16 protein-coding genes, 1 tRNA gene and 1 pseudogene are annotated in these 18775 nt (G+C 55.5%); all 18 read left to right on the top strand.

The window, feature by feature from the left end; genetic code table 11:
- Positions 1-123, top strand: a pseudogene (locus NR126_RS13555) (elongation factor Tu); the annotation flags it as partial.
- Between the two features lie 53 nt (positions 124-176).
- Positions 177-252, top strand: a tRNA-Trp gene (locus NR126_RS13560).
- Positions 253-297: 45 nt separating this feature from the next.
- Complete coding sequence (gene secE, locus NR126_RS13565; protein WP_027617679.1) at positions 298-666, top strand: preprotein translocase subunit SecE; 369 nt, start codon at positions 298-300, stop codon at positions 664-666.
- A gap of 9 nt (positions 667-675) precedes the next feature.
- Positions 676-1209, top strand: a complete 534-nt coding sequence (nusG, locus tag NR126_RS13570; RefSeq protein WP_003186097.1) for a transcription termination/antitermination protein NusG — start codon at positions 676-678, stop codon at positions 1207-1209.
- A gap of 117 nt (positions 1210-1326) precedes the next feature.
- The gene (gene rplK / locus NR126_RS13575) at positions 1327-1758 is read left to right on the top strand and encodes a 50S ribosomal protein L11 (protein ID WP_003176435.1); all 432 of its coding nucleotides are present in this window, start codon (positions 1327-1329) and stop codon (positions 1756-1758) included.
- Complete coding sequence (gene rplA, locus NR126_RS13580) at positions 1758-2453, top strand: 50S ribosomal protein L1 (protein WP_027617680.1); 696 nt, start codon at positions 1758-1760, stop codon at positions 2451-2453. The genes rplK and rplA overlap by 1 nt, the downstream gene beginning before the upstream one ends.
- Positions 2454-2651: 198 nt before the next feature.
- Positions 2652-3152: a 50S ribosomal protein L10 gene (rplJ, locus tag NR126_RS13585; protein WP_027617681.1), complete on the top strand. Its 501-nt coding sequence runs from the start codon at positions 2652-2654 to the stop codon at positions 3150-3152.
- 78 nt (positions 3153-3230) lie between these two features.
- Positions 3231-3596, top strand: coding sequence for a 50S ribosomal protein L7/L12 (gene rplL, locus NR126_RS13590; RefSeq protein ID WP_027617682.1), 366 nt, complete (start codon positions 3231-3233; stop codon positions 3594-3596).
- 220 nt (positions 3597-3816) lie between these two features.
- Positions 3817-7890 carry a DNA-directed RNA polymerase subunit beta gene (rpoB, locus tag NR126_RS13595; RefSeq protein ID WP_027617683.1) on the top strand — a complete coding sequence of 1358 codons (4074 nt, stop codon included), beginning with the start codon at positions 3817-3819 and terminating at the stop codon, positions 7888-7890.
- 64 nt (positions 7891-7954) lie between these two features.
- Positions 7955-12154 (top strand): DNA-directed RNA polymerase subunit beta', encoded by a 4200-nt coding sequence (gene rpoC / locus NR126_RS13600; RefSeq protein WP_027617684.1) that lies wholly within the window; start codon positions 7955-7957, stop codon positions 12152-12154.
- A gap of 217 nt (positions 12155-12371) precedes the next feature.
- Entirely contained in the window at positions 12372-12743 is a 372-nt protein-coding gene (gene rpsL, locus NR126_RS13605) for a 30S ribosomal protein S12 (RefSeq protein WP_003186084.1), read from the top strand.
- Between the two features lie 108 nt (positions 12744-12851).
- Positions 12852-13325, top strand: coding sequence for a 30S ribosomal protein S7 (gene rpsG, locus NR126_RS13610; protein ID WP_027617685.1), 474 nt, complete (start codon positions 12852-12854; stop codon positions 13323-13325).
- Positions 13326-13355: 30 nt separating this feature from the next.
- Positions 13356-15461 carry an elongation factor G gene (fusA, locus tag NR126_RS13615; RefSeq protein WP_027617686.1) on the top strand — a complete coding sequence of 702 codons (2106 nt, stop codon included), beginning with the start codon at positions 13356-13358 and terminating at the stop codon, positions 15459-15461.
- A 30-nt stretch (positions 15462-15491) separates the two neighbouring features.
- Complete coding sequence (gene tuf / locus NR126_RS13620) at positions 15492-16685, top strand: elongation factor Tu (RefSeq protein WP_027617687.1); 1194 nt, start codon at positions 15492-15494, stop codon at positions 16683-16685.
- A 141-nt stretch (positions 16686-16826) separates the two neighbouring features.
- Positions 16827-17138 carry a 30S ribosomal protein S10 gene (gene rpsJ / locus NR126_RS13625; RefSeq protein WP_003186070.1) on the top strand — a complete coding sequence of 104 codons (312 nt, stop codon included), beginning with the start codon at positions 16827-16829 and terminating at the stop codon, positions 17136-17138.
- A gap of 80 nt (positions 17139-17218) precedes the next feature.
- Complete coding sequence (gene rplC / locus NR126_RS13630; RefSeq protein ID WP_003228738.1) at positions 17219-17854, top strand: 50S ribosomal protein L3; 636 nt, start codon at positions 17219-17221, stop codon at positions 17852-17854.
- A gap of 12 nt (positions 17855-17866) precedes the next feature.
- Positions 17867-18469: a 50S ribosomal protein L4 gene (gene rplD, locus NR126_RS13635; RefSeq protein ID WP_003228735.1), complete on the top strand. Its 603-nt coding sequence runs from the start codon at positions 17867-17869 to the stop codon at positions 18467-18469.
- Positions 18466-18765, top strand: a complete 300-nt coding sequence (rplW, locus tag NR126_RS13640; protein WP_002555488.1) for a 50S ribosomal protein L23 — start codon at positions 18466-18468, stop codon at positions 18763-18765. Before rplD ends, rplW begins: the two co-directional genes overlap by 4 nt.
- The last annotated feature ends 10 nt before the right edge of the window (positions 18766-18775 follow it).

Genomic DNA, 18775 nt, shown 5'->3' on the forward strand with positions numbered 1-18775 from the left:
GATAACATTCAGATGACTGTTACCCTGATCAAAACCATCGCAATGGAAGATGGTCTGCGTTTCGCTATCCGTGAAGGCGGTCGTACCGTCGGCGCTGGCGTCGTAGCCAAAGTAATCGAGTAAGTTGTTGTAATGTCTTTTTCAGGCCGGCATAATGGTCGGCCTGATTTTGTTTTAGGTCAGTAGCTCAATTGGCAGAGCGACGGTCTCCAAAACCGTAGGTTGGGGGTTCGATTCCCTCCTGACCTGCCAGATTCACTCAGTGTGTCTGGCTTTCTTTTCACAGGATCTTCATAGATGACTCCTAAGGCTGAAGCTCAAGGCTCTCGTTTCGATCTGCTCAAGTGGCTTGCAGTAGCTGCTTTGGTGATTGTAGGCGTCGTTGGCAACCAGTATTACTCTGCTTCGCCGATCCTGTACCGTGTACTTGCTTTGCTTGTCATTGCTGCTGTAGCTGCCTTTGTAGGCCTGCAGACTGCGAAGGGCAAGTCTTTCTTTGTACTGGTTAAGGAAGCTCGCACCGAGATTCGTAAAGTCGTGTGGCCAACTCGCCAAGAAACCACGCAGACCACCCTGATTGTGGTGGCTGTTGTTCTGGTTATGGCGTTGCTGTTGTGGGGGCTCGATTCCCTGCTCGGTTGGCTTGTTTCCTTGATTGTTGGCTAAGGGTGTCCCGTGGCTAAGCGTTGGTACGTTGTGCATGCTTACTCGGGTTACGAGAAGCATGTCATGCGCTCGTTGGTAGAGCGCGTAAAGCTGGCTGGCATGGAAGATGGCTTCGGCGAAATTCTGGTTCCCACTGAAGAAGTGGTCGAAATGCGTAACGGCCAGAAGCGCAAAAGCGAGCGTAAATTCTTCCCTGGTTATGTGCTGGTCCAGATGGATATGAATGAGGGTACTTGGCACTTGGTCAAGGACACGCCTCGGGTGATGGGCTTCATCGGTGGTACTGCCGACAAGCCTGCACCAATCACTGACAAAGAAGCAGAAGCGATTCTGCGCCGTGTCGCTGATGGTAGCGACAAGCCGAAGCCGAAGACCTTGTTCGAGCCAGGTGAAGTCGTTCGCGTTACCGACGGTCCGTTCGCCGATTTCAACGGCACGGTCGAAGAAGTTAACTACGAAAAGAGCCGGATTCAGGTCGCGGTGCTCATTTTCGGTCGCTCTACCCCGGTAGAGTTGGAGTTCAGCCAGGTCGAAAAGGTCTAGCAGGACAAGCATCCCAACCCCGCAGCCTTAGGCTGTGGGGTTTTGTCGTCACTGGGATAAACGCGCAAGTAACCGGGGAGCCTCTCGAGGCGTTTGAACCCGTAATTGGAGTGCCTCATGGCCAAGAAGATTACCGCTTACATCAAGCTGCAAGTGAAGGCCGCTCAGGCTAACCCAAGCCCACCTGTTGGTCCGGCTCTGGGTCAGCACGGCGTGAACATCATGGAATTCTGCAAGGCTTTCAACGCCCGTACTCAGGGTCTTGAGCCAGGTCTGCCGACTCCAGTGATCATCACTGTCTATAGCGACCGTAGCTTCACGTTCGAAACCAAGTCGACCCCTGCTTCGGTTCTGCTGAAGAAGGCTGCTGGTCTGACTAGCGGTTCCGCTCGTCCGAACACCGTTAAGGTTGGCACCGTAACTCGTGCACAGCTGGAAGAGATCGCGAAAACCAAAAACGCGGATCTGACTGCAGCTGATATGGATGCAGCCGTGCGTACTATCGCCGGTTCTGCTCGTAGCATGGGCCTTAACGTGGAGGGTGTGTAATGGCTAAGCTGACCAAGCGCCAAAAGGCTATCGCCGGCAAAATCGAAGCGGGCAAAGCCTACAGCTTCGTTGATGCAGCTGCTCTCCTGACCGAGCTGTCGACTGTCAAGTTCAGCGAGTCCATGGACATCGCTGTAAACCTGGGCGTTGACCCGCGTAAATCTGACCAGGTTGTTCGCAGCGCTACCGTGCTGCCACACGGCACTGGCAAGACCGTTCGCGTTGCTGTGTTCACCCAGGGCCCTGCAGCTGAAGCTGCCCTGGCTGCTGGCGCTGATCGCGTTGGTATGGACGACCTGGCTGCCGAAATGAAAGGCGGCGACCTGAACTATGACGTGGTCATCGCATCCCCGGATGCAATGCGCGTTGTAGGTCAGTTGGGTCAGATCCTCGGTCCACGTGGTCTGATGCCTAACCCGAAAGTCGGTACCGTAACCCCAGACGTAGCTAACGCGGTTAAAAACGCCAAGGCTGGTCAGGTTCGTTATCGCACCGACAAAAACGGCATCATCCACACTTCCGTTGGCAAGGTCGGTTTCGACGCAGTCAAGCTGAAGGAAAACGTTGAAGCCCTGATCGCTGACCTGAAGCGTATCAAGCCAGCTTCCTCGAAAGGTATCTACGTCAAGCGCGTTACCCTGAGCACCACTATGGGCCCAGGTCTGGTCATCGACCAAGGCTCGCTCGACGTATAAGTAACGCATTGGCGCGAGCGATCGTGCCGATTGAAAAATTGGGGTCCCTGCCTGGCGGGGGCTATCCAAGACCGTAGGCGGCGCAAGTCTTAAACCTCAAGCCTACGCAGATGGTGCTCCCGGTTCCTTACCGAATCAGACACCAAAACGACATCTGGTTTCGACCCGATGAAACGGTAACAAGCAGGAGTTAAACCCGTGGCAATTAATCTCGAAGACAAGAAGGCCATCGTCGCTGAAGTCAACGAGGCTGCCAAAGTCGCTCTGTCCGCTGTCGTGGCTGATGCCCGTGGCGTAACAGTAGGCGCAATGACCGGACTCCGTAAAGAGGCTCGTGAAGCTGGCGTATACGTACGTGTTGTACGTAACACCCTGCTCAAGCGCGCTGTTGCTGACACTGAATACAGTGTCCTCAACGACGTGTTCACCGGCCCGACTCTGATCGCGTTCTCCAAAGAACATCCAGGCGCTGCTGCCCGTTTGTTCAAAGAGTTCGCCAAGAGTCAGGACAAGTTCGAGATCAAGGCAGCTGCGTTCGAGGGCAAGTTCCTCGCAGCTAACCAAATCGACGTACTGGCAACACTGCCGACCCGCGACGAAGCCATTTCGCAGCTGATGAGCGTGATTCAAGGCGCTACCAGCAAGCTGGCTCGTACTCTGGCTGCAGTTCGCGAGCAAAAAGAAGCTGCCGCAGCCTAAGGCTGAGCATTTTCTCTCGCGTATTTTTGTTTATTTCGATGGCCGCGTAGGCCGTCCCCCAATTCAGGAAATACAGCAATGTCTATCTCCCAAGACGATATCCTCAACGCAGTAGCTGAAATGTCGGTTCTGCAAGTTGTTGAGCTGATCAAAGCTTTCGAAGAAAAATTCGGCGTTTCCGCTGCTGCTGCATCGGCTGGTCCAGCTGCTGCTGCCGCTGTTGTTGAAGAGCAAACCGAATTCAACGTTATGCTGACCGAAGCTGGCGAGAAGAAAGTAAACGTGATCAAGGCAGTACGTGAACTGACCGGTCTGGGCCTGAAAGAAGCCAAGGCTGTAGTTGACGGCGCTCCTGCCATGGTTCTGGAAGCTGTTGCCAAAGACGCAGCTGACAAAGCCAAAGCAGCTCTGGAAGAAGCAGGCGCTAAAGTCGAGCTGAAGTAAGCTTCGACTTTGCGTCTCCAGCCCGAGCGTTAAGCGAAAGGCTGATGGCTGGTGGCTCTTGCCACCGGCCTTTTTCCGTTATTGGCGACCGACTGGGTTGGTGTCGATAACGAGCGGTATCCACCCGATGCGGTGGCGCAAACCATGGGGTTTGCACGATTTTCTGGCTGCTCCCGTCGGGAGGGGCCAAACAAGCAGGTGACCAAGCTGGGGAACGCTGATGGCTTACTCATATACTGAGAAAAAACGTATCCGCAAGGACTTTAGCAAGTTGCCGGACGTCATGGATGTGCCTTACCTCCTGGCCATCCAGCTGGATTCGTATCGTGAATTCTTGCAAGCGGGAGCGACTAAAGATCAGTTCCGCGACGTGGGCCTGCATGCGGCCTTCAAATCCGTTTTCCCGATCATCAGCTACTCCGGCAATGCTGCGTTGGAGTACGTTGGTTATCGCCTGGGCGAACCGGCATTTGATGTCAAAGAATGCGTGTTGCGCGGTGTAACTTACGCCGTACCTTTGCGGGTAAAAGTGCGCCTGATCATTTTCGACAAAGAATCGTCGAACAAAGCGATCAAGGACATCAAAGAGCAAGAAGTCTACATGGGTGAAATCCCCCTGATGACTGAGAACGGTACCTTCGTAATCAACGGTACCGAGCGTGTAATCGTTTCCCAGCTGCACCGTTCTCCGGGCGTGTTCTTCGACCACGACCGTGGCAAGACGCACAGCTCCGGCAAACTGCTGTACTCGGCGCGTATCATTCCTTACCGCGGTTCGTGGCTGGACTTCGAGTTCGACCCGAAAGACTGCGTATTCGTGCGTATCGACCGTCGTCGCAAGCTGCCAGCATCGGTATTGCTTCGCGCGCTGGGCTATAGCACTGAAGAAGTGCTGGACGCTTTCTACACCACCAACGTATTCCACGTGAAAGGCGAGAGCCTGAGCCTGGAGTTGGTGCCTCAGCGCCTGCGTGGTGAAATCGCGGTCCTGGATATTCAGGATGACAAAGGCAAGGTTATTGTCGAGCAGGGTCGTCGTATCACCGCTCGTCACATCAACCAGCTGGAAAAAGCCGGTATCAAAGAGCTGGAAGTACCTCTGGACTACGTCCTGGGCCGTACTACCGCCAAGGTCATCGTGCATCCGGCAACCGGCGAAATCCTGGCAGAGTGCAATACCGAGCTGAACACCGAGATCCTGGCGAAAATCGCCAAGGCTCAGGTCGTTCGTATCGAAACTCTGTACACCAACGATATCGACTGCGGTCCGTTCGTCTCCGACACTCTTAAGATCGACTCCACCAGCAACCAATTGGAAGCGCTGGTCGAAATCTATCGCATGATGCGTCCAGGCGAGCCGCCAACCAAAGACGCTGCCGAAACCCTGTTCAACAACTTGTTCTTCAGTCCTGAGCGTTACGACCTGTCTGCGGTCGGCCGGATGAAGTTCAACCGTCGTATCGGTCGTACCGAGATCGAAGGTTCGGGCGTGCTGTGCAAGGAAGACATCGTCGCGGTACTGAAGACCCTGGTCGACATCCGTAACGGCAAAGGCATTGTCGATGACATCGACCACCTGGGTAACCGTCGTGTTCGCTGCGTAGGCGAAATGGCCGAGAACCAGTTCCGCGTTGGCCTGGTACGTGTTGAGCGTGCGGTCAAAGAGCGTCTGTCGATGGCTGAAAGCGAAGGCCTGATGCCGCAAGACCTGATCAACGCCAAGCCAGTAGCGGCGGCGGTGAAAGAGTTCTTCGGTTCCAGCCAGCTGTCCCAGTTCATGGACCAGAACAACCCGCTGTCCGAGATTACTCACAAGCGTCGTGTATCCGCACTCGGCCCAGGTGGTTTGACCCGTGAGCGTGCCGGCTTTGAAGTTCGTGACGTACACCCGACGCACTACGGTCGTGTTTGCCCGATCGAAACGCCGGAAGGTCCGAACATCGGTCTGATCAACTCCCTGGCGGCCTATGCGCGCACCAACCAGTACGGTTTCCTCGAGAGCCCGTACCGCGTGGTGAAAGACGCACTGGTTACCGACGAGATCGTGTTCTTGTCCGCTATCGAAGAGGCCGATCACGTGATCGCCCAGGCTTCGGCCACGATGAGTGAGCAGAAAGTCCTGATCGACGAGCTGGTAGCTGTTCGTCACTTGAACGAATTCACCGTCAAGGCGCCGGAAGACGTCACCTTGATGGACGTATCGCCGAAGCAGGTAGTTTCGGTCGCTGCATCGCTGATTCCGTTCCTCGAGCACGACGACGCCAACCGTGCGTTGATGGGTTCGAACATGCAGCGTCAAGCTGTACCAACCCTGCGCGCTGACAAGCCGCTGGTAGGTACCGGCATGGAGCGGAACGTAGCCCGTGACTCCGGCGTTTGCGTCGTGGCTCGTCGTGGCGGCGTGATCGACTCCGTCGACGCCAGCCGTATCGTGGTTCGTGTTGCCGATGACGAAGTTGAAACCGGTGAAGCCGGTGTCGACATCTACAACCTGACCAAGTACACCCGCTCCAACCAGAACACCTGCATCAACCAGCGTCCGCTGGTGAGCAAGGGTGATCGGGTTCAGCGTAGCGACATCATGGCCGACGGTCCGTCCACCGACATGGGTGAACTGGCGCTGGGTCAGAACATGCGTATCGCCTTCATGGCATGGAACGGCTTCAACTTCGAAGACTCCATCTGCCTGTCGGAACGCGTTGTTCAGGAAGACCGTTTCACCACGATCCACATTCAGGAACTGACCTGTGTGGCCCGTGACACCAAGCTTGGCCCAGAGGAAATCACTGCGGACATCCCGAACGTGGGTGAAGCTGCACTGAATAAGCTGGACGAAGCCGGTATCGTTTACGTAGGTGCTGAAGTTGGCGCAGGCGACATCCTGGTCGGTAAGGTCACTCCGAAAGGCGAGACCCAACTGACTCCGGAAGAAAAACTGCTGCGTGCGATCTTCGGTGAAAAAGCCAGCGACGTTAAAGACACCTCCCTGCGCGTGCCTACCGGCACCAAAGGTACTGTCATCGACGTACAGGTCTTCACCCGCGACGGCGTTGAGCGTGACGCTCGTGCGTTGTCGATCGAGAAGTCCCAGCTGGACGAGATCCGCAAGGACCTGAACGAAGAGTTCCGCATCGTTGAAGGTGCTACTTTCGAACGTCTGCGTTCCGCTCTGGTCGGCCACAAAGCCGAAGGCGGCGCCGGTCTGAAGAAAGGCCAGGACATCACCGACGAAGTACTCGACGGTCTCGAGCACGGCCAGTGGTTCAAGCTGCGCATGGCTGAAGATGCTCTGAACGAGCAGCTCGAGAAGGCCCAGGCCTACATCGTTGATCGTCGCCGTCTGCTGGATGACAAGTTCGAAGACAAGAAGCGCAAACTGCAGCAGGGCGATGACCTGGCTCCAGGCGTGCTGAAAATCGTTAAGGTCTACCTGGCAATCCGTCGTCGCATCCAGCCGGGCGACAAGATGGCCGGTCGTCACGGTAACAAGGGTGTGGTCTCCGTGATCATGCCGGTTGAAGACATGCCGCACGATGCCAATGGCACCCCGGTCGACGTGGTCCTCAACCCACTGGGCGTACCTTCGCGTATGAACGTTGGTCAGATTCTCGAAACTCACCTGGGCCTTGCGGCCAAGGGGCTGGGCGAGAAGATCAACCGGATGGTCGAAGAGCAGCGCAAAGTCGCTGAGCTGCGTAAGTTCCTGCACGAGATCTACAACGAGATCGGCGGGCGTCAAGAGAGCCTGGACGACTTCTCCGACCAGGAAATCCTGGATCTGGCGAAGAACCTGCGTGGTGGTGTGCCTATGGCCACTCCAGTGTTCGACGGCGCCAAGGAAAGCGAAATCAAGGCCATGCTGAAACTGGCGGATCTGCCAGAAAGCGGCCAGATGCAGCTGACCGACGGCCGTACCGGCAACAAGTTCGAACGTCCGGTTACCGTTGGCTACATGTACATGCTGAAGCTGAACCACTTGGTAGACGACAAGATGCACGCGCGTTCTACCGGTTCGTACAGCCTGGTTACCCAGCAGCCGCTGGGTGGTAAGGCGCAGTTCGGTGGTCAGCGTTTCGGGGAGATGGAGGTCTGGGCACTGGAAGCATACGGTGCCGCTTACACTCTGCAAGAAATGCTCACAGTGAAGTCGGACGATGTGAACGGCCGTACCAAGATGTACAAGAACATCGTGGATGGCGATCACCGTATGGAGCCGGGCATGCCCGAGTCCTTCAACGTGTTGATCAAGGAAATTCGTTCCCTCGGCATCGATATCGATCTGGAAACCGAATAACACGTGACGTGAATCGAGAGCGGGGCAGGATTGCCCGCTCTCTGCTCCGCCAGGAGGAAAGGCCTTGAAAGACCTACTGAATTTGCTGAAAAACCAGGGTCAAGTCGAAGAGTTCGACGCCATCCGTATTGGATTGGCATCGCCTGAGATGATCCGTTCGTGGTCGTTCGGTGAAGTTAAAAAGCCGGAAACCATCAACTACCGTACGTTCAAGCCTGAGCGTGACGGCCTGTTCTGCGCCAAGATCTTTGGCCCGGTAAAGGATTACGAGTGCCTGTGCGGTAAGTACAAGCGCTTGAAGCATCGTGGTGTGATCTGCGAGAAGTGCGGCGTTGAAGTTGCACTGGCAAAAGTTCGTCGTGAGCGCATGGCGCACATCGAACTGGCTTCGCCGGTTGCCCACATCTGGTTCCTGAAATCGCTGCCGTCCCGTATCGGCTTGCTGATGGACATGACCCTGCGTGATATCGAGCGCGTTCTCTACTTCGAGAGCTATGTCGTTATCGATCCAGGCATGACCACCCTTGAAAAAGGTCAGTTGCTCAACGACGAGCAGTACTTCGAAGCGCTGGAAGAGTTCGGTGACGATTTCGATGCCCGCATGGGTGCCGAAGCTGTCCGTGAACTGCTGCACGCTATCGACCTGGAACACGAGATTGGCCGTCTGCGCGAAGAAATTCCGCAAACCAACTCGGAAACCAAGATCAAGAAGCTGTCCAAGCGTCTGAAGTTGATGGAAGCCTTCCAGGGTTCCGGCAACCTGCCAGAGTGGATGGTGTTGACCGTTCTGCCGGTTCTGCCGCCAGATCTGCGTCCGCTGGTCCCACTGGATGGCGGTCGTTTCGCGACTTCCGACCTCAACGATCTGTATCGTCGAGTGATCAACCGTAACAACCGTTTGAAGCGCCTGCTGGATCTGTCCGCTCCGGACATCATCGTGCGCAACGAAAAGCGTATGTTGCAGGAAGCTGTCGACGCACTGCTCGACAACGGTCGTCGTGGCCGCGCTATCACCGGTTCGAACAAGCGTCCTCTGAAATCCCTGGCTGACATGATCAAGGGTAAGCAGGGTCGTTTCCGTCAGAACTTGCTCGGTAAGCGTGTTGACTACTCCGGTCGTTCGGTAATTACCGTGGGTCCGACCCTTCGTCTGCACCAGTGCGGTCTGCCGAAGAAGATGGCGCTCGAGCTGTTCAAACCGTTCATTTTCGGCAAGCTGGAAATGCGTGGTCTCGCTACCACCATCAAAGCAGCGAAGAAGATGGTCGAGCGTGAACTGCCAGAGGTTTGGGACGTTCTCGCCGAAGTGATTCGCGAACACCCAGTGCTCCTCAACCGTGCACCGACCCTTCACCGTCTGGGTATCCAGGCGTTTGAACCGGTTCTGATCGAAGGTAAGGCTATCCAGCTGCACCCGCTGGTCTGCGCCGCGTACAACGCCGACTTCGACGGCGACCAAATGGCCGTGCACGTACCGCTGACGCTGGAAGCCCAGCTGGAAGCGCGCGCGTTGATGATGTCGACCAACAACATTCTGTCGCCAGCCAACGGTGAGCCAATCATCGTTCCGTCGCAGGACGTTGTATTGGGTCTGTACTACATGACCCGTGAAGCGATCAACGCCAAGGGCGAAGGTCGTGTGTTCGCGGATCTGCAGGAAGTCGACCGTGTGTTCCGTGCCGGCGAAGCTGCACTGCACGCCAAGGTCAAAGTACGGATCAACGAAACCGTCAACGACCGTGATGGCGGCAGCGTGACCAACACTCGTATCGTCGACACCACTGTCGGCCGTGCGCTGTTGTTCCAGGTTGTGCCAAAAGGTCTGTCGTATGACGTCGTCAACCTGCCGATGAAGAAAAAGGCGATCTCCAAGCTGATCAACCAGTGCTACCGCGTGGTTGGTCTGAAAGAGACCGTGATCTTCGCTGACCAGTTGATGTACACCGGTTTTGCCTATTCGACCATTTCCGGCGTATCCATCGGCGTTAACGACTTCGTTATCCCGGATGAAAAAGCCCGCATCATCGGTGCCGCTACCGATGAAGTGAAAGAGATCGAAAGTCAGTACGCCTCCGGCCTGGTAACCCAGGGCGAGAAGTACAACAAAGTGATCGACCTTTGGTCCAAGGCGAACGACGAAGTATCCAAGGCGATGATGGCTAACCTCTCGAAAGAGAAGGTCATCGACCGTCATGGCAACGAAGTCGAGCAAGAATCGTTCAACTCGATGTACATGATGGCTGACTCGGGTGCGCGGGGTTCCGCAGCACAGATTCGTCAGCTGGCCGGTATGCGTGGTCTGATGGCCAAGCCGGACGGCTCCATCATTGAGACGCCGATTACTGCGAACTTCCGTGAAGGTTTGAGCGTACTCCAGTACTTCATCTCCACTCACGGTGCTCGTAAAGGTCTGGCGGATACCGCGTTGAAAACTGCGAACTCCGGCTACCTGACTCGTCGTCTGGTAGACGTGGCGCAAGATCTGGTTGTAACCGAGATCGATTGCGGCACCGAGCACGGCCTGCTGATGACTCCGCACATTGAAGGCGGTGACGTTGTAGAGCCGTTGGGTGAGCGCGTATTGGGCCGTGTTATTGCTCGTGACGTATTCAAGCCTGGCACCGAGGACGTCATCGTTCCTGCGGGCACTCTGGTCGACGAGAAGTGGGTCGAGTTCATCGAGCTGAACAGCATCGACGAAGTGATCGTGCGTTCGCCGATCAGTTGCGAAACCCGCTACGGTATTTGCGCCAAGTGCTACGGCCGTGATCTGGCCCGTGGTCACCAGGTGAACATTGGTGAATCGGTTGGCGTTATCGCTGCCCAGTCCATCGGTGAGCCGGGTACCCAGCTGACGATGCGTACGTTCCACATCGGTGGTGCGGCAAGCCGGACCTCTGCGGCCGACAGCGTTCAGGTCAAGAATGGCGGTACCGTCCGTCTGCATAACCTGAAGCACGTTGAGCGTGTGGATGGTCACCTGGTGGCTGTGTCCCGTTCCGGTGAGCTGGCAATCGCGGATGACTTCGGTCGTGAGCGCGAGCGTTACAAGCTGCCGTACGGTGCTGTGATTTCGGTTAAAGAAGGTGACAAGGTCGACGCTGGCGCAATCGTGGCCAAGTGGGATCCGCACACTCACCCAATCGTTACCGAAATGAAAGGTACCGTGACCTACGTGGGCATGGAAGAAGGCATCACGATCAAGCGTCAGACTGACGAATTGACCGGTATGACCAACATTGAAGTACTCGATCCGAAAGATCGTCCAGCTGCCGGCAAAGACATCCGTCCTGCTGTGAAGATGGTCGATGACAACGGCAAGGATCTGTTGCTGCCAGGCACTGACGTAATCGCTCAGTACTTCCTGCCAGCCAACGCCCTGGTCGGTGTTGCGGACGGTGCGCGGATCGCGATCGGTGATGTTATCGCTCGTATCCCGCAAGAAACCTCGAAAACTCGCGACATCACCGGTGGTCTGCCGCGTGTTGCCGACTTGTTCGAAGCTCGTCGTCCGAAAGAAGCGTCGATTCTGGCTGAAGTCAGCGGCACCATCGCGTTCGGTAAAGAGACCAAGGGCAAGCGCCGTCTGGTTATTACACCGAACGACGGTAGCGATCCGTACGAAGAGCTGATTCCGAAGTGGCGTCACCTGAACGTGTTCGAAGGCGAACAGGTAAACCGCGGCGAAGTTATCTCCGACGGTCCTAGCGACCCACACGACATCCTGCGTCTGCTGGGTGTAAGTGCGCTGGCCAAGTACATCGTCAACGAGATCCAGGACGTTTACCGTCTGCAAGGCGTGAAGATCAACGATAAGCACATCGAGACCATCCTGCGTCAGATGCTGCGTAAAGTTGAAATCGCTGAATCCGGCGATTCCAGCTTCATCAAGGGCGACCAGATGGAGTTGACTCACGTACTGGTAGAGAACGAGCGTCTGAGCGGCGAAGACAAGTTTGTCTCCAAGTTCACTCGCGTTCTGCTGGGTATCACCAAGGCGTCGTTGTCCACCGAATCGTTCATCTCGGCGGCTTCCTTCCAGGAAACCACTCGCGTACTGACCGAAGCGGCGGTAACCGGCAAGCGCGATTACCTGCGCGGCCTGAAAGAAAACGTGGTCGTGGGTCGTTTGATCCCGGCAGGTACCGGTCTGGCGTATCACAGCGAGCGTAAGCGTCGCCGTGATGCAGACAAGCCGTTGCGCGTAAGCGCCAGTGAAGTGGAAGCTGCGCTGACCGAAGCGCTGAACTCGAGTGGTAACTGAGTTCTGCGATAAATAAGTGCCGGGCCCTGGCTGCCCCGTTCGTCGGACCGAGACATTATTGTCCCGGTTTGATGAAGGGGGAGGTCGGGGCCTTGCCTTGACTGGGACCAAGATCCTCTTTAGACTCTTGATCCCCTAAATTTGGCGGGAATTCGTTCCTGCCATTTTGCTTTTCTTGTAAGACAATAGCGTCGCAAGACAACAGTGGAGCTAGTAGATGGCAACTATCAACCAGCTGGTACGTCAGCCGCGTAAGCGTATCGTCGAGAAATCCGACGTACCTGCGCTGCAGAACTGCCCGCAACGTCGTGGCGTGTGCACCCGTGTGTACACCACTACGCCGAAAAAACCTAACTCGGCACTGCGTAAAGTATGCCGTGTGCGTCTGACCAACGGTTTCGAGGTTTCCTCGTACATCGGTGGTGAAGGCCACAACCTGCAAGAGCACAGCGTGGTACTGATCCGCGGCGGTCGTGTAAAAGACTTGCCAGGTGTTCGTTACCACACCGTTCGCGGCTCCTTGGATACTTCCGGCGTTAAAGGCCGTAACCAGGGTCGTTCGAAGTACGGTACCAAGCGTCCGAAGTAATCGGCCGTTTTGCAGATTTTCATTTTATTGAGTCGATAAGAGTAAGGTCGGGCACGCATCCACAGGATCTGTCCCGGGCTAACCTGAAGACCGTTTGAGGGCTTATCAATGCCAAGACGTCGCGTAGCAGCAAAGCGTGAGATTCTGGACGATCCGAAATACGGAAGCCAAATCCTCGCCAAATTCATGAACCACGTTATGGAAAGCGGCAAGAAAGCCGTTGCCGAGCGTATCGTTTATGGTGCCCTGGAAACCGTTGCGGCTCGTAAGAACGGCACCGATCCCCTGGAACTCTTCGAAAAAGCACTCGACGCCATCGCTCCGCTGGTCGAAGTGAAGTCGCGCCGCGTTGGTGGTGCTACTTACCAGGTTCCGGTTGAAGTTCGTCCGTCCCGTCGTAACGCTCTGGCAATGCGCTGGTTGGTAGACTTCGCCCGCAAGCGCGGCGAGAAGTCCATGGCTCTGCGTTTGGCTGGCGAGCTGCTGGATGCTGCTGAAGGTAAAGGTGCAGCAGTTAAGAAGCGTGAAGACGTGCACCGTATGGCCGAAGCCAACAAAGCTTTCTCGCACTACCGCTTCTAATTTCAGCTTCACTCACTTTGCGAGGGCTTTATGGCTCGTACTACTCCGATTAGCCGCTACCGTAACATCGGTATCGTCGCTCACGTGGATGCTGGTAAAACCACCACCACCGAGCGCGTCCTTTTTTACACAGGCAAAAGCCACAAGATGGGCGAGGTGCATGACGGCGCCGCGACCACGGACTGGATGGTTCAGGAGCAGGAGCGTGGTATTACCATTACTTCTGCTGCCATTACCGCCTTCTGGCAGGGTTCTGCGAAGCAGCACAAGGACCAATACCGCTTCAACGTCATCGATACCCCGGGCCACGTAGACTTCACTATTGAAGTTGAGCGTTCCCTGCGTGTACTCGACGGCGCGGTCGTTGTGTTCTGTGGTACTTCCGGTGTTGAGCCGCAGTCCGAAACCGTATGGCGTCAAGCCAACAAGTACGGTGTTCCACGTATCGTTTACGTGAACAAGATGGACCGTGCCGGTGCAAACTTCCTGCGCGTAATTGCTCAGATCAAGCAGCGCTTGGGTCACACTCCAGTGCCTATCCAGTTGGCTATCGGTTCCGAAGACAACTTCCAGGGTCAGATCGATCTGATGACCATGGAAGCGGTTTACTGGAACGATGCTGACAAGGGTATGACTCCACGTCGCGAAGCTATCCCTGCTGAACTGCAGGAGTTGGCTGAAGAGTGGCGCAGCAACATGGTTGAGGCTGCGGCCGAAGCCAGCGAAGAGCTGATGAACAAGTACCTCGAGGGCGAAGAGCTCACCATCGAGGAAATCAAGGCCGCTCTGCGTCAGCGTACTATCGCTGGCGAAATCGTCCTGGCTGTTTGCGGTTCTTCGTTCAAGAACAAGGGTGTTCCCCTGGTTCTCGACGCCGTTATCGACTACCTGCCTGCACCAACTGACATTCCAGCCATCAAGGGTTCCGACCCGGATGACGAAGAAGTTCAGATGGAGCGTCACGCAGACGACAACGAGCCGTTCTCGGCTCTGGCGTTCAAGATCGCTACCGACCCATTCGTGGGTACTTTGACTTTCGTCCGCGTTTACTCGGGCGTGTTGGCATCCGGCGACGGCGTGATCAACTCGGTTAAAGGCAAGAAAGAGCGCGTGGGTCGTATGGTGCAAATGCACGCAAACGCCCGTGAAGAGATCAAGGAAGTACGCGCTGGCGACATCGCGGCCCTGATCGGCATGAAGGACGTCACCACTGGTGAAACCTTGTGCAACGCTGACAAGCCAATCATCCTGGTTCGCATGGACTTCCCGGAGCCGGTTATTTCGGTTGCCGTTGAGCCAAAGACCAAGGATGACCAGGAAAAAATGGGCATCGCACTGGGCAAACTTGCTCAGGAAGACCCGTCTTTCCGCGTAAAAACCGACGAAGAGACTGGTCAAACGATCATCTCGGGTATGGGTGAGTTGCACCTGGACATCCTGGTTGACCGGATGCGCCGTGAGTTCAACGTTGAAGCCAACATCGGCAAGCCTCAGGTTTCCTATCGTGAGCGCATCACGAAGAACTGCGAAATCGAAGGCAAGTTCGTTCGTCAATCCGGTGGTCGTGGCCAGTTCGGTCATTGCTGGATCCGTTTTGCTCCTGCTGACGAAGGTCAGGAAGGTCTGCAATTCGTGAACGAAGTAGTAGGTGGTGTTGTTCCTAAGGAATACATCCCGGCTATCCAGAAGGGTATCGAAGAGCAGATGAAGAACGGCGTTGTTGCCGGCTATCCGCTGATCGGCCTGAAGGCAACCGTGTTCGATGGTTCTTACCACGACGTCGACTCCAACGAGATGGCGTTTAAGGTGGCTGCTTCCATGGCGACCAAACAGCTGGCCCAGAAGGGCGGTGGTGAGCTGCTTGAGCCGATCATGGCGGTAGAGGTTGTTACGCCTGAAGACTATATGGGTGACGTGATGGGCGACCTTAACCGTCGTCGCGGCATGATCCTGGGTATGGAAGACACGGTCTCCGGCAAAGTAATTCGTGCCGAAGTTCCGCTGGGTGAGATGTTCGGTTACGCAACCGACGTTCGCTCCATGTCCCAAGGTCGCGCAAGCTACTCTATGGAATTCAAAAAATACAATACGGCTCCGTCGCACATCGTCGAAACCGTTACCAAAAAACAAGGCTGATTCAGTCCTTTAGGCAAGGAGTTAATTGTCGTGGCTAAAGAAAAATTTGATCGTTCCCTACCTCACGTCAACGTTGGCACCATCGGTCACGTTGACCACGGTAAAACCACTCTGACCGCTGCTCTGACTCGCGTTTGCTCCGAAGTTTTCGGTTCTGCAATCGTTGAGTTCGACAAGATCGACAGCGCTCCAGAAGAAAAAGCTCGTGGTATCACCATCAACACCGCGCACGTTGAGTACAACTCGACTATTCGTCACTACGCTCACGTTGACTGCCCAGGTCACGCTGACTACGTGAAGAACATGATCACCGGTGCTGCCCAGATGGACGGCGCGATCCTGGTTTGCTCGGCCGCTGATGGTCCGATGCCACAAACCCGTGAACACATCCTGCTGTCCCGTCAGGTAGGCGTTCCGTACATCGTGGTTTTCCTGAACAAGGCTGACCTGGTAGACGACGCTGAGCTGCTGGAACTGGTTGAGATGGAAGTTCGCGACCTGCTGAGCACCTACGACTTCCCAGGCGACGACACTCCGATCATCATTGGTTCGGCTCGTATGGCTCTGGAAGGCAAAGACGACAACGAAATGGGCACCACTGCCGTTCGTAAGCTGGTTGAAACTCTGGATACCTACATCCCAGAACCAGTTCGTCTGACCGACAAGCCGTTCCTGATGCCAATCGAAGACGTATTCTCGATCTCCGGTCGCGGTACTGTTGTGACTGGTCGTATCGAGCGCGGTATCGTTCGCGTTCAAGACGCTCTGGAAATCGTTGGTCTGCGTGACACCACCACCACCACCTGCACCGGTGTTGAGATGTTCCGCAAGCTGCTGGACGAAGGTCGTGCTGGCGAGAACTGCGGCGTTCTGCTGCGTGGTACCAAGCGTGACGACGTTGAGCGTGGTCAGGTTCTGGTTAAGCCGGGTTCGGTTAAGCCGCACACCACTTTCACTGCAGAAGTGTATGTGTTGAGCAAAGAAGAAGGCGGTCGTCACACTCCGTTCTTCAAAGGCTACCGTCCACAGTTCTACTTCCGTACCACTGACGTGACCGGTAACTGCGAACTGCCGGAAGGCGTTGAAATGGTAATGCCAGGCGATAACATTCAGATGACTGTTACCCTGATCAAAACCATCGCAATGGAAGATGGTCTGCGTTTCGCTATCCGTGAAGGCGGTCGTACCGTCGGCGCTGGCGTCGTAGCCAAAATCATCGCTTAATAAGTGATGACTTGAAAAAGCCCCCGCTCAGCGGGGGCTTTTTTATTGGGTTGACACTATGGTGGCCCCTCTATAGAATTGCGCCTCCTTTTAACGGGCGTATTGCGCTCGCTGGGAATAGCAGCCGGAGTCTGAAATCCAATGCAAAATCAGCAAATCCGTATCAGGTTGAAGGCTTTTGACCATCGCCTGATCGACCAATCCACCCAGGAAATCGTGGAAACCGCGAAACGTACTGGTGCTCAAGTGCGTGGTCCAATTCCACTGCCTACCCGTAAAGAGCGGTTCACCGTTCTGGTCTCCCCGCACGTCAACAAAGACGCGCGTGACCAGTACGAGATCCGTACTCATAAGCGCGTTCTGGACATCGTCCAGCCAACGGATAAAACCGTTGATGCACTTATGAAGCTTGATCTTGCGGCCGGTGTGGAAGTGCAGATCAGCCTCGGCTAAGACTCGGTCTTAGTCGTGTAACGCTCTGAAATGGGCGGCCATAGCGGGTGAAAGCCCCGTACACTCATGAGGTTTACAACATGACTATTGGTGTAGTCGGTCGTAAATGCGGTATGACCCGTATTTTCACCGAAGAAGGTGTCTCCATTCCGGTCACGGTCATTGAGATCGAGCCGAATCGCGTCACCCAGTTCAAAACTGAAGAGACCGATGGCTATCGTGCAGTGCAAGTCACTGTCGGCGAGCGTCGCGCTTCGCGTGTAACAGCAGCTCAGGCTGGCCACTTCGCCAAGGCGAACGTTGCCGCTGGTCGCACCACCATGGAATTCCGTCTTGAAGAAGGCGAGTACCAGGCTGGCGATCTGATCAACGCTGAAATCTTCGCCGCTGGTCAACTGGTTGATGTAACCGGTCAGTCCAAAGGTAAAGGCTTCCAGGGTACGATCAAGCGTTGGAACTTCCGCGGGCAAGATAACACCCACGGTAACTCCGTATCCCACCGCGTCCCAGGCTCTATCGGCCAGTGCCAGACTCCTGGTCGTGTATTCAAGGGCAAAAAAATGTCCGGTCATATGGGCGCTGAGCGCGTGACCGTGCAGTCCCTGGAAGTAGTGCGCGTGGACGCTGAACGCAATCTGTTGTTGGTCAAGGGCGCTGTTCCTGGCGCTACTGGCGGCAACCTGGTTGTACGTCCAGCAGCCAAGGCTCGCGGTTAAGGGGAAGCTGACATGCAATTAAATGTAAATGACGCTCAAGCGATCGAAGTTTCCGAACTGACATTTGGCGGCGAATTCAACGAGACGCTGGTTCACCAAGCAGTCGTGGCCTACATGGCCGGCGGCCGTCAAGGTAGCAAGCAGCAAAAGACCCGTTCCGACGTTCGTGGTGGTGGTAAGCGCCCATGGCGTCAGAAAGGTACTGGCCGTGCTCGTGCCGGTACTATCCGTAGCCCAATCTGGCGCGGCGGCGGCACCACTTTCGCAGCTCGTCCACAAGATCACTCCCAGAAGCTGAACAAGAAGATGTATCGCGCAGCAATGCGTTCCATCCTTGCTGAGCTGGTGCGTACTGATCGTCTGGTCGTGGTTCAGGATTTCGCTGTTGAAACTCCGAAAACCAAAGATCTGCTGGGCAAACTGAACAACATGAGCCTGACCGACGTTCTGATCGTGTCGGACGCTGTTGATCAGAACCTGTACCTGGCTGCTCGTAACCTGCCACACGTAGATGTACGTGACGTGCAAGGTTCCGATCCAGTTAGTCTGATCGCATACGACAAAGTGTTGATCACTGTGTCGGCCGTGAAGAAATTCGAGGAGCTGCTGGGATGAACCAGGAACGCGTATTTAAAGTTCTGCTTGGCCCGCACGTTTCCGAGAAGGCTACGGTTCTGGCTGACAAGAAAGGCCAGTTCGTTTTCAAGGTTGCTACTGACGCAACCAAGCTGGAAATCAAGAAGGCCGTCGAAAGCCTGTTCAGCGTGAAAGTAGAGCGTGTTACTACCCTGAACGTTCTGGGTAAGAGCAAGCGCACTGCTCGCGGTCTGGGCAAGCGTAATGACTGGAAGAAGGCAGTTATCTCCCTTCAGCCAGGCCAAGATCTCGATTTCAGCAGCAGTGCTGAGTAAGGAAGGGGTG

It is taken from the genome of Pseudomonas sp. Pse1 (genome assembly GCF_024519635.1).
GTDB lineage: Bacteria > Pseudomonadota > Gammaproteobacteria > Pseudomonadales > Pseudomonadaceae > Aquipseudomonas.